This is a genomic window from Peribacillus acanthi, assembly GCF_003073175.1.
GTDB classification, from domain to species: domain Bacteria; phylum Bacillota; class Bacilli; order Bacillales; family DSM-1321; genus Bacillus_BN; species Bacillus_BN acanthi.
Map to the genome: position 1 here is coordinate 37,619 of NZ_QBBX01000015.1, position 15,344 is coordinate 52,962.

At 40.1% G+C, this 15,344-nt stretch carries 17 protein-coding genes; 3 read left to right on the top strand and 14 right to left on the bottom strand.

Annotation, left to right across the window (positions count from 1 at the left end; genetic code table 11):
• Window positions 1-85 precede the first annotated feature (85 nt).
• The 9 genes from DBX25_RS14815 to DBX25_RS14860 form a co-directional block, all read right to left on the bottom strand.
• Complete coding sequence (locus tag DBX25_RS14815; RefSeq protein WP_108671590.1) at window positions 86-1,582, bottom strand: tetratricopeptide repeat protein; 1,497 nt, start codon at window positions 1,580-1,582, stop codon at window positions 86-88.
• 623 nt (window positions 1,583-2,205) lie between these two features.
• Window positions 2,206-2,832: a bifunctional phosphoribosyl-AMP cyclohydrolase/phosphoribosyl-ATP diphosphatase HisIE gene (gene hisIE / locus DBX25_RS14825; protein ID WP_108671592.1), complete on the bottom strand. Its 627-nt coding sequence runs from the start codon at window positions 2,830-2,832 to the stop codon at window positions 2,206-2,208.
• Window positions 2,829-3,587, bottom strand: a complete 759-nt coding sequence (gene hisF / locus DBX25_RS14830) for an imidazole glycerol phosphate synthase subunit HisF (RefSeq protein ID WP_108671593.1) — start codon at window positions 3,585-3,587, stop codon at window positions 2,829-2,831. Before hisF ends, hisIE begins: the two co-directional genes overlap by 4 nt.
• Complete coding sequence (gene hisA, locus DBX25_RS14835) at window positions 3,584-4,330, bottom strand: 1-(5-phosphoribosyl)-5-[(5-phosphoribosylamino)methylideneamino]imidazole-4-carboxamide isomerase (protein WP_108671594.1); 747 nt, start codon at window positions 4,328-4,330, stop codon at window positions 3,584-3,586. Before hisA ends, hisF begins: the two co-directional genes overlap by 4 nt.
• A gap of 96 nt (window positions 4,331-4,426) precedes the next feature.
• On the bottom strand, window positions 4,427-5,050 hold the full coding sequence (gene hisH / locus DBX25_RS14840) for an imidazole glycerol phosphate synthase subunit HisH (protein WP_108671595.1): 624 nt from the start codon (window positions 5,048-5,050) through the stop codon (window positions 4,427-4,429).
• A 12-nt stretch (window positions 5,051-5,062) separates the two neighbouring features.
• Window positions 5,063-5,650: an imidazoleglycerol-phosphate dehydratase HisB gene (gene hisB / locus DBX25_RS14845; RefSeq protein WP_108671596.1), complete on the bottom strand. Its 588-nt coding sequence runs from the start codon at window positions 5,648-5,650 to the stop codon at window positions 5,063-5,065.
• Between the two features lie 92 nt (window positions 5,651-5,742).
• Window positions 5,743-7,017: a histidinol dehydrogenase gene (gene hisD / locus DBX25_RS14850; protein ID WP_108671597.1), complete on the bottom strand. Its 1,275-nt coding sequence runs from the start codon at window positions 7,015-7,017 to the stop codon at window positions 5,743-5,745.
• 13 nt (window positions 7,018-7,030) lie between these two features.
• Window positions 7,031-7,660 carry an ATP phosphoribosyltransferase gene (hisG, locus tag DBX25_RS14855; protein ID WP_108671598.1) on the bottom strand — a complete coding sequence of 210 codons (630 nt, stop codon included), beginning with the start codon at window positions 7,658-7,660 and terminating at the stop codon, window positions 7,031-7,033.
• Window positions 7,657-8,838: an ATP phosphoribosyltransferase regulatory subunit gene (locus tag DBX25_RS14860; RefSeq protein WP_108671599.1), complete on the bottom strand. Its 1,182-nt coding sequence runs from the start codon at window positions 8,836-8,838 to the stop codon at window positions 7,657-7,659. The genes hisG and DBX25_RS14860 overlap by 4 nt, the downstream gene beginning before the upstream one ends.
• Window positions 8,839-9,189: 351 nt before the next feature.
• Between DBX25_RS14860 and DBX25_RS14865 the strand changes: the two genes are divergently transcribed.
• From DBX25_RS14865 to DBX25_RS20680, 3 genes are all read left to right on the top strand, one after another.
• Window positions 9,190-10,188, top strand: a complete 999-nt coding sequence (locus DBX25_RS14865; RefSeq protein WP_108671600.1) for a processed acidic surface protein — start codon at window positions 9,190-9,192, stop codon at window positions 10,186-10,188.
• 2 nt (window positions 10,189-10,190) lie between these two features.
• A complete protein-coding gene (locus tag DBX25_RS14870; RefSeq protein ID WP_108671601.1) occupies window positions 10,191-10,802 on the top strand; it encodes a class D sortase in 612 nt (203 codons plus the stop codon).
• Between the two features lie 193 nt (window positions 10,803-10,995).
• Complete coding sequence (locus DBX25_RS20680) at window positions 10,996-11,139, top strand: YwzD family small protein (protein ID WP_157950984.1); 144 nt, start codon at window positions 10,996-10,998, stop codon at window positions 11,137-11,139.
• Window positions 11,140-11,175: 36 nt separating this feature from the next.
• Here DBX25_RS20680 and DBX25_RS14875 read toward each other — a convergent pair whose 3' ends face one another.
• The 5 genes from DBX25_RS14875 to hprK are packed head-to-tail and all read right to left on the bottom strand — an operon-like array spanning window position 11,176 to window position 15,127.
• Complete coding sequence (locus DBX25_RS14875; RefSeq protein ID WP_108671602.1) at window positions 11,176-11,715, bottom strand: acyltransferase; 540 nt, start codon at window positions 11,713-11,715, stop codon at window positions 11,176-11,178.
• Window positions 11,716-11,740: 25 nt separating this feature from the next.
• Entirely contained in the window at window positions 11,741-12,394 is a 654-nt protein-coding gene (gene ppaX, locus DBX25_RS14880) for a pyrophosphatase PpaX (RefSeq protein ID WP_108671603.1), read from the bottom strand.
• Window positions 12,384-13,331, bottom strand: coding sequence for a nucleoside recognition domain-containing protein (locus DBX25_RS14885; RefSeq protein WP_108671604.1), 948 nt, complete (start codon window positions 13,329-13,331; stop codon window positions 12,384-12,386). The genes ppaX and DBX25_RS14885 overlap by 11 nt, the downstream gene beginning before the upstream one ends.
• Before the next feature lie 22 nt (window positions 13,332-13,353).
• The gene (lgt, locus tag DBX25_RS14890) at window positions 13,354-14,166 is read right to left on the bottom strand and encodes a prolipoprotein diacylglyceryl transferase (RefSeq protein WP_108671605.1); all 813 of its coding nucleotides are present in this window, start codon (window positions 14,164-14,166) and stop codon (window positions 13,354-13,356) included.
• Window positions 14,167-14,191: 25 nt separating this feature from the next.
• The gene (gene hprK / locus DBX25_RS14895; RefSeq protein WP_108671606.1) at window positions 14,192-15,127 is read right to left on the bottom strand and encodes an HPr(Ser) kinase/phosphatase; all 936 of its coding nucleotides are present in this window, start codon (window positions 15,125-15,127) and stop codon (window positions 14,192-14,194) included.
• Window positions 15,128-15,344 lie beyond the last annotated feature (217 nt).

Sequence of the window (15,344 nt, forward strand, 5' to 3'; positions counted from 1 at the left end):
AGTACAAAAACACTGTTCAATATAGACTTTAGTATTACCTACTACCTATCCTATATAACAACGTATTTTTCGTCCAAGAATTTGCTCAATGAAGAAGTGAATTAACTAATTTCATGTATTTTTGAAGAGTCGAAGATGAAATATAGTATTTCTCTGCCACTTCTTTTTGACTTTTCTTTTCGTTACGAAGACGATGCCATGCATATTCAATTGCAGCTGCCCAACCCGCGGGATTGCTTAATTTGATGTTCTGTTTCATCGCTTCTACAAATACAGAGAACCACATTAAATATAGTCCTGCTTCAAGTAAGCCTACTGGGCTATGATGACGATATAATAGTTCCGCGATTTGATCGGAAAAATCGATAGGTGTGCCCGTTTCTTTCTTTTTCTTATGCAAAACGAAAGCGGCATACTCTTTTTCTAAATCGCTAAAGTGTTTTCCAAAAGCAACTTGGTCCACTACTTTATCTCTTTGCATGGAATGCTTTAAAAGGAATATTGCAAAAAGACGCTCTTCTTGAAATTCACTTTCTAGCCTCTTTAAAATGGAAGGAACATGATGTTCAAACCCATTGACTGCTATATTCAATTCACCCCAGGGCTCCATGCCTTCTTTCTCTGGATTCAATTCGATGACTCTCCTCCAAGCCTTTCTCGCAGTTGTCTCGTGACCTAAATGATAGGCAGCACTCGATAACCAGTAATAGAACGTGCCGTCACCTTCAAATCCTTTTTTATAGAGCTGCTTTAACCACTTATAGGCTGCATCGTATTTTCCGACTAAGGCAAATGTAGCACCTAATTTGAATTGTTGTTCAGAAAGCATAGGACGGATTTTTTCTAAAATATCCGTATACTCCTCGACTTTCGCCCCGTTTTGTTCATAATAGTAAAACACCACTAGGTTACACAGGGCATGTAGGTTTCCAGGACTTTTCTCAAGTACATCATCTAACGTTTTAAAGGCTTTTTCCTGCTCTCCCAAATAAAAATACGCTAGGGCTAGATTATTATAAGCTGACCAAAAATCAGGATATTCAGTAATGGTTTCCTTTAATACATCGATTGCCTTTAAGAAGTTGCCGGCTTCCAAATACTCTCTCGCTCTTTCCTGCTGGAAAATCAACCCATCCTGCTCAATTAGACTTTCTTCCGTTTCATCCGTTTCGAACGTAATTAAATCGAGAAGATCTTCAGCATCTGCACTGAATTCTCCGTCCTCTTCTTGATCTAAATACTCATTTGCATGTTTAAAAGCTTCCTTGAACATCCCAAGATGAGCATAATTGTTCGCTAAAAAGTAATGGCATTCAGTCATATATGGATCTAAATCTTCAATAATGGATTGTAAAAGTGTATTAGAATAGCTATATTCCCCTAAATCGGTGCAAACAATAGCTAGTTGGCAAGTAATCATCGGTTCGATTGGTTCAAGCTCCAATGCTCGCTCCAAATATTTTTTTGCTTTATATAAATCGCGTCTATAGTACGCTTTCAAACCTTTAGTAAAATAATATTCTCCCGTTGGATGGAAGGATAGGATTTTTGCCTGTTGGCTTATATTAGAGTCTTTACCCATGTAATCCTCCAGTTCAAGTTGATTAACCCTCGTATTATACCATATTTTAGTTTAACAAGATATGTGGGAAATTGTTCTTACTATGGGAAATTGACAAGTGACTATGGTGGACTAGTTTTATCTCTGATGTCTTGATTTTATTTTTCTGCTTTTAGATGTAAGGTTGGAAAGTCGGAGAATTTTCAGCTTGAAGCAAATAAATTCGACAAGTTGGGAATAAAACATGAGAAGTTGGGAAAAAAAACTGGGAACTTGGGAATAAAACATGAGAACTTGGGAATAAAACTTGAGAAAATGGGCGAAAACTTCGAGAAATTGGACATATAAGAGTAGAAGTTTGGCGAAAGCGAGTATTGAAGCAGAAATCTACTATACCTTTCATAAACTTTATTGCTTTTTTATTTAATAATTGTTAAAAGTCTGAGTGGATTGTAGCGGAGGGCACTTGACTCCTGCGGGAAGTAGAGGGAAGTGGGAGACCCCACAGGCGGCAACGCCGAGGAGGCTCCCACCCTCCCCGCGGAAAGCAAGTGACTGGAGCGGAAATCAACGGATAAACTTTATTGCAAAATACACTATGCGAAATGAGCATAAAAAAAGAACCAGTTAAAATTCCTCCTGGTTCAAGAATTTCCTTCATGTCTTTTTTTGAGTACTTCTATTACCTCTTGCAAGGGAAGTCCTTGCTCTCGAAGTAATACTATTACGTGGTAAAGCAAATCTGCTGTTTCCCATTTCAGCTCTTCTTTGTCTCTATTTTTAGCAGCGATAATGACTTCTGCTGCCTCTTCGCCTACCTTTTTTAAAATCTTATCGACGCCTTTTTCAAATAGGTAAGTCGTATAAGAACCTTCAGGCCTTTCTTTTTCACGTTCTGAAATTAACCATTCCAATCGATTTAGAAAAGTAACATCAACCTGTTCGCTTACATGATTAACAATAGTCTCGTTGAAGCAACTTACCGTTCCATTATGACAAGCAGGACCCTTAGGTATAACCCCAACTACAATAGCATCTTTGTCACAATCCAACTCCATCGATACGATTTGTTGAATGTTTCCACTCGTTTCCCCTTTATGCCAAAGCTCTTGTCGGGAACGGCTATAAAACCAAGTCTCACCCGTTTCGATGGATTTTCGTAGCGACTCTTCATTCATATAAGCAAGAGTCAACACTTCTTTTGTTGTGGCATCTTGTACAATTGCAGGAATAAGGCCCTTTTCATCAAACTTAATACCTTCAATATTCATCGGACATTCACCCCTTTTTCCTTCAAATAATTCTTTACCTCTCCAACGGAAGTTTCTTTGTAGTGAAAAATGGATGCTGCCAAAGCGGCGTCTGCTAACCCCTCATTAAAAGCATCTAAGAAATGTTCGGCATTACCCGCACCACCTGAAGCAATGACCGGTACTGATACCGCTTCACTCACAGCTTTTGTTAATCTGACATCAAAACCAGACTTCTCCCCATCACTGTCCATGCTAGTCAATAAAATTTCACCAGCACCTCGAGAAACCACTTCTTTTGCCCAAGAGACGACTTCCCAATCCGTTGCGTTTCTGCCACCGTGAGTAAACACTCTCCAAGACTGTATTTCAGAATCATATTTTGCATCAATTGCCACAACGATACATTGAGAACCGTAATAGTTTGCACCTTCTGTAATGAGTTCTGGATTCAATAAAGCTGCTGTGTTTAGTGATACTTTATCGGCACCCGCACGGAGGATTTTCTTCATATCTTCCAAAGAGTTAATACCTCCTCCAACAGTGAAGGGAATTGCAAGAGTTGACGCCACTTGTTTAACTACTTCAACCATCGTTTTTCTACCTTCAGAAGAAGCTGATATATCTAAGAACACCAACTCATCTGCTCCTTCTTGGTCATAAAACGAAGCTAGTTCAACAGGATCTCCCGCATCACGTAATCCAAGGAATTGTATCCCCTTTACGACTCTTCCTTCCTTGACATCTAAACAAGGGATAATTCGTTTCGCTATCATTTCTCCACCTCGAAATTCTTAACTGCCGATAACGCCTCTTTCACAGAGAAACGATTGGTATAAATGGCTTTCCCAATAATGGACCCAGCGATGTTACTTGTTTTGCATAGTGAACGTAAGTCATCTATACTGCTAATCCCACCTGAAGCAATGACCTCTTTTCCTGTAGCCAAAGCCAATTGCTCTGTCGCCTCAACGTTTGGTCCTGATAGCATCCCATCTGTGGAAATGTCGGTGAAAATAAAGGTATCAGCACCGTATTCGGCAAGCTGTTTTCCTAGTTCAATCGCTGAAACGGATGAGGTTTGAACCCATCCGTGAGTAGCTACCATGCCGTTTTTCGCGTCTAAACCGATCGCAATCTTGGATGAGTATTTCTTTAACATTTCTTTCGTAAACTCTGGCTCAGAAATGGCGACACTGCCTAGGATTACTCTTGCCACTCCATTTTCAAGGTAGTGAACTATATCTTGCTCCGTCCGAATTCCACCACCAATCTGAATTTTAGTTTCCAGTTTTTTTGCTGCCTCTAAAACAAATGTATCATTGATTCTTTTTCCTTCTTTTGCACCATCTAAATCGACCATATGAATCCATTCGGCACCTTCGCTTGCAAACATTTCTGCCATGCTAAAAGGGGAATCTCCATAAATCGTTTCTTGATTATAATCCCCTTGAATAAGACGGACACATTTTCCGCCTCTCATATCAATGGCTGGATAAATCGTAAAAGAACGTGACATTTTTTCACCTCATTATTAGAAAAGCGTAAGCGCCCTGCTTAGCGACGTATGCCTGGTAGATTGGCCACTACACCGATTTACTGCATTGCTGCCTATTTATAATTTCTTAACCTGCAAAAAATTCCTCAATAGTTGCATGCCCGCTTCCCCACTTTTTTCAGGATGAAACTGCATGCCATATATATTCCCTCTTCCCACTACAGCAGGAACTTGAACATGATAATCGGCACTAGCGATTAAAACATCTTGATCACCTAGAGCTGCATAGTACGAATGGACAAAATAGACATGGTCGTCTGTCATGCCCTTTAATAAAGGAGAATCTTGATGGAAAATTAATTTGTTCCAGCCCATGTGAGGAACTTTATAAGTCATCCCTCCAGATGCGATACCAGTAAAACGAACCACTTTGCCTGGAAGAAGCTGAAGACCTGTTGTTAACCCGTTTTCTTCGCTTTCTTCAAATAAGAGTTGCATTCCTAAACAAATCCCTAAAAGGGGTTTTCCACTTGAAGCAAACTGCTTAATCGTTTCATCCAATCGTTTTTCCTTCAGTAAAAACATCGCATCTTTAAATGAGCCCACACCCGGTACAATCAATGCACTGGCTTCAAGTAATTTTTCCGGTTCATCCGATATAAACGAAGCAGTACCCAGCCGTTCTAATGCTTTATTAACACTAAATAAATTCCCCATTCCGTAATCGACAATTCCGATCAATGTTGTCACTCCTTATAGCATCCCTTTAGTCGATGGAATGCCTTTCACTCTTGGGTCTATAGTCGTTGCTTCATCCAACGCCCTTGCTAATGCCTTGAAAATCGCCTCAATTATATGATGTGTATTTTGACCATAGTGTACGATGACATGTAGGTTCATTCGAGCTTCTAACGCAAGCTTCCAAAGAAATTCATGGACTAGTTCCGTATCAAAGGTTCCGACTTTCTGCGATGGAAATTGAGCTCTTAATTCCAAATGGGGACGGTTGCTTAAGTCCACAACTACTTGAGCGAGCGCTTCATCCATCGGTACAAAAGCGTTACCGTACCTTTTAATCCCTTTTTTATCTCCGAGTGCTTGTAAAATTGCCTGTCCTAAACAAATGCCAATATCCTCTGTTGTATGGTGGTCATCAACTTCTACATCTCCTTGAGCGTCCACCATTAAATTAAAATGACCATGCTTCGTAAACAAATCCAGCATATGAGTCATGAAAGGAACGGCCGTTTTAATCTCTGAGTTGCCTTCACCATCAATCCCCAATTCTAGCTTAATCTGTGTCTCAAATGTACTTCGCTCCACCCGAGCTACCCTCTCCAACGGAACCCCTCCTTATTCTGGGGTCATGCCCCATTTACTTGTCATAATATATTGTTAAAATTTTTGTCTTGAATTAGTGCCCTATCAAAAGTTTATTGCCTTTCTGATGGTCGAGCTTCGATCGCTCGGGCATGGGCTTCTAGTCCTTCCAAACGGGCAAAAGCAGTGATTTTTTCACGATGTTGGTTAAAAGCTTCCTTGCTGTACATAATGATGCTCGATTTTTTTTGAAAGTCATCTACGTTTAAAGGACTTGAGAACCTTGCTGTACCATTGGTTGGGAGAACATGGTTTGGTCCGGCAAAATAATCCCCAACCGGCTCTGAACTATATCTTCCTAAAAAAATTGCACCAGCATGCCGAATTTTTCCTAATAACGACATCGGATCTTTAGTCATGATTTCTAGATGCTCTGGTGCCAATCTATTAACAGCTTCTATGGCTTCATCCATCGAATCTGTGACCACAATCCTTCCGAAATCGCGAATAGATTTTTCGGCTATGTCTTTTCGCGGCAAGGTTGCTAACTGTCTTTCAACCTCCACTGCAACCCTTTCAGCTAGCCCGATCGAATCCGTGACAAGAATACTACAAGCAAGAGTGTCGTGTTCTGCCTGTGATAACAGATCCGCTGCTACTTCTGATGCGGTAGCTGTTTCATCCGCTAATACCGCAATCTCACTCGGACCAGCAATCATGTCGATATCTACATCCCCAAACACTTCTCTTTTGGCCAATGCAACATAGATATTCCCAGGTCCAACAATTTTATCGACCGGTTTAATAGTCTCCGTTCCGTAGGCTAGTGCTGCTACCGCTTGGGCTCCGCCTACTTTATAAATCTCACTAACTCCAGCCACCTTTGCTGCAACAAGAACCGCATCATTTAACTCCCCATTCTCCCCCGGTGGAGACACCATTACGATTCGTTTCACACCAGCTACCTTCGCAGGGAGCACATTCATCAGGACGGATGATGGGTAGGCAGCTGTCCCGCCTGGCACATATACTCCAACTGAATCTAAAGGAGTAATTTTTTGACCCAATACACTTCCATTTTCATCTGTAGACATCCATGAGTTTCTTAGTTGCTTACTATGAAAGGACGATATATTACTAGCCGCTTCCTCAATAATTGAAATATATTTTTGTTCGATCCTTTCGAATGCAAAGGAAAATTCTTTTTCTGAAACTTGGAAATTACTTAATACGACGCGATCAAATTGCTCGGTGTAAGAGCGTAAGGCATTGTCTCCTTTTGCTCTGACTTCCTTAATAATTTCCTGTACCGCCTTCCGTTGCTGTTCGGTTCCAGCATCGACTGTCCTAGTTAAAGAAAGGTTTTCTTTTAATTTTTCTATTTTCACCCATGCTCCTCCTCTACCCTTCAATCACTTTCGTAAGTCGATTTACAATATCTGAAATTCTCTCTTCCTTTATTCTATAACTGACAGGATTGGCAATTAAACGCGAAGTAATTTCCGCAATTTTGGCATACTCTACTAGTCCGTTTTCCTTTAAAGTGCGCCCTGAAGAAACAATATCCACAATTCGTTCAGCCAACCCAATGAGAGGTGCAAGCTCGATAGATCCGTTCAATTTAATGATTTCCACTTGCTCTCCCTGTTCTCTAAAGTAGGTCGATGCCACATTAGGATATTTACTTGCTACTCTTGGTGCAACATCGCTCATCTTCGTATTCGGTAAACCTGCCACCGCCAAATAACAATAGCTAATTTTCAAATCTAAAAGTTCGTACACATCCCGTTCTTCCTCGAGCATTACATCTTTTCCAGCAATCCCGATATCCGCTACTCCCTGTTCAACATAGGTGGTAACATCCATGGGTTTAGAAAGGATAAAACGGAGATTTTCCTCTTCTACTTCTAAAATCAGTTTCCTTGATTCGTCAAATTCTGGTGGAAGATTAAAGCCTGCAGCCTTCAACATTCCGACCGCTTCTTCAAAAATTCTCCCCTTTGGCATGGCAATAGTTAAATAAGAGGTCATGATTCCTTCTCCTTTCTACTGCCGAGTAAGTATTCCACTTCTTTAAAATTAGAGGCGAATAAGTCTAAATCTTCCACTCCTCCAATATCTTGAAGGACAATCCTTAAACCCTCATCCCTCAATTTCTTTGCCTTTTCGATCGCTTCTTTCCTTCTTTCAGGGCTAAAAAGCAAGCAGTAATTAGGCTCAGACAATTCCGGTTCACCTAAAGCCTCCATTAATCGGTCAATCCGAATCGCAAATCCTGTTGCCGGTGTTTTCCAATCAAATTTTTCTAAGAAGTTATCGTAACGTCCACCATTTCCAAGCGGGAAACCAATGTGATTGGCATACACCTCAAAAAGTATTCCCGTATAGTAGCTCATGTGGCTAACTAACGTTAAATCCAATGTGACGTGGCGTCCTATCCCAAAATCATCTAAGGCCTGCCATAATTCCACGAGCTCTTGCAGGGCCCTATTTTCCAAACTATTTTCATCAACCATCTCAGAAACTTTTCCTAGAACCTCTTTTCCTCCACGTAAGTCCAATAATTGAAGAAGAACCCCTTTGTCAATCGATGATAGTGGAAGAGATTTTACATGTTCACGATAGCCGACATAATTTTTTTCATATAAGAACTTCCGACAGACAGCTGCTCTTTCTTTTGTTCCTAACACTTTCAGGAACACGTTTTGAACAAATCCGATATGTCCTAATGAAATTTGGAAATCTTCTAACCCGGCGCTTTTTAGCGACTCGACTAATAGAGCAATCAGTTCCGCATCCGTAGAAACAGAGGATGACCCAATGCATTCTACCCCCATTTGCTCGAATTCTGCAGGGCGTCCACCCTCCCGTTGCTGCGCACGGTAAACATTAGCTAAGTACGCTAATCGTAATGGAGCTTGCTGTCTTAATTTTGTAGCTGCTACCCTTGCAATTGGTGCTGTCATATCAGGTCGCATAACCAATGTGTTTCCTTGTTGATCCAATAGTTTAAATAACTGTTGATCCAAAATAGCCGAAGCCTGCCCTACCGTTTCGTAATATTCTAGAGCAGGTGTTTCCAAAAATTGATATCCCCAATTTTGAATCGTCTTTTGCATCTGGTTTCGGACAGTTTGTTTTGCTTCATATACAAGAGGAAGTGTATCCCTCATTCCTAGTGGTTTCTCAAACATGAACAACTTTGACACGGTAGCCCTCCTTTATGCCAATCCGTTAAGAGCACTTTATGTATCACCAAACCGTTGCTCTAAAAATGAAAAATTATCAAAATCCTTTAGTTTGCTAATATGGTAATAAGATAAAGTTAGTGTACTCCTCAATGATATTATCGTCAAGGAAAACAAACATCCTATTCCCTCAAGTATTCAAATAACCCGGATAAAACAAGGTTTCTAACATCATTTGTTGATCATTTTTTCTTCATACAGAAAGTGTTCGTAATCCTGCATGTATTTACCAAGTAAGTTTTTATTTCACTTTAATATGGAGGACCTTATACTCAAGTTTGTGTGTGAAATTTATACTTAGGAGGAAAGCACTTGAAACGCACTTTTGCTATTATTTTTGCATCATTATTAGTATTTTCATTTAATCTCCCAGCATTCGCTGCTGTTAATGAAACAGAACTTTCAGAGTATGTGGCAACGATTCCGATGACTGTAGAAGAATTGGAGGAATATTTGGCGGCATACGGCCTTTCTACTGCAGATTTCGAATCTACTGAGGAATTGATTGAGTTCCTTGGAGAGCCATTAACTGAGGAAAGCTTGAATGTTCTATTGAACGATTACGAAATGACATACGATGAACTAAGAGCCCTTTTAGTCGAGTATGGTGAAATCGAAGAATCCGACAAAATTGAAGATCATTTCTATTTTGTGTCTGATGTTGAAGAATTCATTTTTATGGAGCAAGGATTTGGAGAATTCGATGAAGAAATGCTGACTGAAATGGACGACATCTTCTCTGAAATGGGTATGACAGAAGAAGAGTTCACAAGATTGTTCGAACACCTTGGAAAAGTAATTGAAGCGGATCCTACTATTTTTGAACAAATGGATGCGATGTCAGAGCAAATGATGGGACTTGAAGAGTTTGAGACAGCGACTGAACTTACTCCTGACCAGATTGCTGAATTAATGTCTATCTTTGATCAAATTAAAGCGCTACTACAATTGGATTTCCAATTTTATTTAGAAAAAGATGGAGTAAAGACACCGATTTCCATGGCAGCACTAATGGAAATCCAAGATCCAAATGGAGCGAGCCTATTTGTAGAAATTTATGATACTGAAGGTAATCTACTATTAGATGCCCTTTTCACACCAGATATGCTAGGCTCTGAAATCATTACTGAAACAGGCGAACAAATCCAAAATGTCACAGCGCAGGTTGCAAGTGTACAAGAAAAAGCAAAAACCGTTAAAGGTGCAAAAATGCCTGAAACTGCTGGTAACTATGGTGTTACGTTAATGTTCGGTTTGGCTTTAGTGACAGCTTCAGGACTCATTGCACGAAGAGCAAAGGCCATCAAATAGCCATGCAAAACAAAAAAAGACTTATCCTTTTGTTAAGTACAGCTCTATTAGCATTGGGTGGAATCTACTTTTCTACAACAAGTGCTTATAAACTATTGATGGGCTACGGCATGTATCAGTGGGACAAGCATGTCAAAGCAGAATCTGTTCAGAAGGATCCTGAAGTCAATGTTATAAAACAAAAGGAAGAACCTCTTTATATATTGAAACCTCAAGTAGGGGAATTGATGGGAGAGCTGTCCATTCCAAAGCTAGACGAAACACTGCCAATTTATCATGGAACAGATGAAGATGAACTCGAAAAAGGCGTTGGGCACTTTGCTCAATCTGTATTACCTGGTGAAATCGATAATTCTGTATTATCAGGTCATCGTGATACAGTATTCAAACGTCTTGGAGAAGTAGGCAAGGGTGATACACTAGTAGTGAAAACTTCTGCAGGCACCTTCACTTATAAAGTAAAGCGAGTAAGAATTGTGGACAAGGATGATCGGACCGTAATTGTTCCAAAGCCAAAAGCTACTTTAACATTAACAACTTGCTATCCTTTCAATTTCATCGGCAGTGCCCCACAACGGTACGTACTTGTCGCCGAACTGAACTCGAAACAATAAAGTGAGAAATGGGGTACTGCCTCATTTCTCTTTTTTATACTTAAATAAGGAATGTATTGGAAGCAATGAAGTAAATCGACGTTGTTTCGAATGTTAGGAATAGTGTTCGACAGCACTAGCTTTTTGATGTTTAGATTTCTGTGTAGCGGGGAATTAGGGAAGTAGAAAAAATAAAGAGTATGAGGTGAACACTATGACTGCAAAACAACAGCAAGAACAATTTTTTGAGATTCTGAAAAACACTTACGATATTTCGACTACAAAGGACGATATTACATTGGATGAAGTTATCTCTACATTGAAGTCAAATTTAAGTTCCATTTTGGAAACAAACTAAAGGGCTTGCTCTCAATACTGAGGCAAGCCCTTATTTTTACTCGTTGTATGAAGACTGATAAATCGGATCTTCTTTCCAACGTTCTTTCATCTGCTCTGCTGTATATATGACTCTCATCGGATTTCCGCCTACAAACGCACCAGGGGGAACATCTTTGTGAACAAGCGTCCCAGCAGAAACGATACTACCATCTCCGATTTTCACACCAGGTAAAATGGTGGAGTTTGCACCAATCATGACTTCACTTCCGATTTCAACGTCCCCTAAACGATATTCCTTAATTAAATATTCATGAGCTAAAATCGTGGTATTGTATCCAATTACCGTATTACGCCCCACCGATATTTTTTCCGGAAACATCACATCTAGCATGACCATTAAAGCAAACGAGGTTTGATCGCCGACTTTCATCCGTAAGAATGTCCGATACAACCAATTTTTCATCCCTAAAATTGGCGTATAGCGGGCAAGCTGAATAACTGCGAAATTTTTGACCACTTTCCAAAATGGAACAGTCTTATAAACATGCCAAAGCGAATTGGCCCCTTCTACTGGAAATCGAGATGTTCTCCTCAATGCATTCACCGCACTTTATTCATAATCACTTAGATTTCACATTCAATATTTCAAGCAAATCACTCATGTGATCAAGCATATAATCTGGATTGTATTCTTCCAGATACTCTCTTCCCTTCATCGTCCAAGCAACTCCAACAGAGAGAGTACCCGCATTCTGACCTGCAACCACATCATGGTGATTGTCACCGACCATCATCGATTCAGATGGCTCGGACCCAAGCAGCTTTAACGCTTTAAGAAGTGGTTCTGGATCTGGCTTTGCTTTTTCCACATCGTCCAAACCAATGACCACATCAAAAAATGTATCTAGCCTACAATGCTTCAATCCTCTTAAAACTGTATTACGGATTTTAGTAGAAACAATCGCAAGCTTATAGCCCGCTTTATGAAGGGCCTCCACTGTTTCATAGACTCCTTCAAATTCCGTCACTAATAAGTCATGATTTTTCAAATTGTGTTCCCGATATCGAAGAATCATCTCTTCCACTCTCTCTGGATCGACAGAGTAAAAGCTGTCGCGAAGAGGTGGACCAATGAAAGGTAGGATATCTTCTTTTTTATATTTTTCAGGATAGTAATGATTTAGAGTTTCCATAAAGGAAGCAATAATCAAGTCATTAGTGTTAATCAATGTTCCGTCTAAATCAAATAATATCGTTGTGATGTTATGCTTCATAGGTGATTTCCTCTCTTTTTGCCATTTCTACTCGTTTCCAAACATAGGCAACGACCATCGTTAATACAAAGGCTGTTACGAGTCGAATCAAGAATAATGGAAGGATGGGAATTCCTAGTGGCAGGAAAATCAAAGTATCCTCTACCACCGCGTGGCACGCAACCAAGAAGATAAAAGCCAAAGTAGCATCCTTTTTACTGACTCCGTCTTCCTTAACCGCTTGAATCATGACACCTGCTCCATAAGCCAATCCAATGACTAACCCTGTCACTAGAGTAGGAGATGTATTTTCTTTCATCCCTAGCAGCCTCGTAACTGGAGCCATCTTCTTTGAAAAAAGCTCCATCCATTTCAAATCTCTAACCATTTGAATGATGATCATTAACGGAATAACGATTAGTGCCAGCTGTAAAATACCAAACGATGCTTTTTGTAGCCCCTCTAAAATAATGGGAATAATTCCTTCCACCGCTTCCGTTTGCTTACTAACAAACCCATATTGGGCAATCTCCCCTCCGCCTTTCCAGACAAGGTTGATCACAAAAGCGGATACGATCGCCAATCCGAATCGAACTAGTAGGATGACCCACATCTTCACTCCAACCTTCACGGCCACGCTCGTTTCTACTAATATGTTATGAGAAAACGAAAGCATGACGGCAAGAATGAACACTTCCTTCACTGTTAAGTCAAGGGACAAGATCGCTCCAATCCCAGCATATAAATTTAAGAAATTACCGACTACTAACGGAATAGCCGCTTCCCCAGACAATCCAATTAGCTTCATCATTGGGGCAATTATTTTCACAATCCAATCCAAGATGGGTGTGTATTTCAATACTGTCACAATGAAGGTAATTGGAAAGATAATTTTCCCTAATGTCCATGTTGTCTTTAATCCAGAGGCAAGCCCGTTTTTAAAAGTGCTCTTGTTCATTCTTGGTCCTCTCCCTGCCTCTTTAGGATTCTAAATATCCTTCTTTAGAATAACCTTTCAAACGTCGGATAGCGATTAATCCTACTGCTATGACAATTAGAACAATAGAAATCACTTGTGCGATGCGCAGTGTATCAGTCAACATTAAACTATCTGTACGTAACCCTTCTACAAAGAAACGTCCGATGGAATACCAAATGACATATCCAAGGAACAATTCCCCTCTACGCAAGTTGACTCGGCGTAATAATATCAGAATGATAACACCTGCGATATTCCATAACGATTCATATAAAAAAGTCGGGTGATAATAGAGACCATCTATATACATCTGATTAATAATCCATTCAGGAATCATTAAATTTTCTAAAAACGCACGGCTCACTTCTCCTCCATGGGCTTCTTGATTCATGAAGTTCCCCCAGCGGCCAATTGCTTGCCCTAACAAAATGCTAGGTGCTGCAATATCAGCTAGCTTCCAGAAGGAAATATTTCTTTTCTTAGCAAAGACAATCGCTGTAATGACTGATCCAATCAATGCACCGTGAATAGCGATTCCACCGTTCCAAATTTTAATGATATCCCCCGGATTTTGAGCATAATAGTCCCATTGGAAAATCACGTAATAAATTCGTGCAGATATAATCGCGATCGGCACTGCATAAAGGATTAAGTCTAAAAACGTTTCTTTTTGTAGTCCTCTTCTTTCCGATTCCCTCATCGCTAAAATCAATGCTAACACGATTCCAGCTGTAATGATGATTCCATACCAATGAATTTGCAATGGTCCAAGGTCGAGTGCAATCGGATTTAATGGTCGAATCTCGCTCTCCATCTGTTTTACCTCTTTCTATCATGTATTATAGGTCTTCGTGATCTCCTTCTTCGATCACTTCTGACAGCTTACTAGAAAATTGCTGCGCTGCATTCATGCCCATCCGCTTCAAACGGAAGTTCATGGACGCCACTTCAATAATGACAGCTAAGTTTCGACCTGGTCGTACAGGGACTGTCAATTTTGTAATATCCGTATCAATGATTCTTTGAGTCTCATCCTCAAGACCAAGTCGGTCATATTGTTTATTTTTCTCCCATAACTCCAAATTAATAATTAATGAGATTCGTTTATTACTTCGAACGGCACCCGCGCCAAACAAGGTCATTACGTTGATAATTCCAAGTCCGCGAATCTCTAAAAGATGTTCGATTAGTTCAGGAGCAGTCCCAATCAGGGTATCCTGGTCCTCTTGACGGATTTCCACACAATCGTCAGCCACTAAACGATGACCTCTTTTCACAAGCTCCAACGCCGTTTCACTCTTACCAACACCACTTTTACCAGTAATAAGAACACCCACACCATATATATCGACCAATACTCCATGCACTGCAGTTGTCGGTGCAAGCTTACTCTCCAGATAATTGGTCACCCTACTAGAAAAACGCGTCGTTTTCATATTTGAACGAAGAACAGGCACTGATTCACGCTCGGAAAACTCGATCAACTCTTCAGGAACTTCAAACCCTCTTGTCACAATTATTCCCGGTGTGATGTCGGTACATAGTTTTTCCATCCGGTGCCTTTGTTCAGATTTAGTCAACGTATCATAGAAAGACAGCTCGGTCTTCCCAATCAACTGTATGCGTTCAGCAGGATAATATTCAAAAAATCCAGCCATTTCAATGCCTGGACGATTAAGATCACTCGTAGTAATGGAACGATTTATTCCCTCTTCACCACTCACTAATTCCAGGTCAAACTTCTCCATCAAATCCTTTGTTCGAACTTTTGGCATGGTCATCCCCCTTTTGAAGCTTCTTTAGTACATTTATATTATCATTATTTATGAAGTAAAGAAAACTCGCTGATTGTCTCCCAAGCTACCACTCAAAACTCCCTCCTTACGAATCCCATATTACTTTTAAAGTATTAAGAATGAATGAATAAATGAAAAACTCACTCTAGACTCCTACCATTTTCTTTTAAATCCCTTCACTGGTCTAGACATCTAG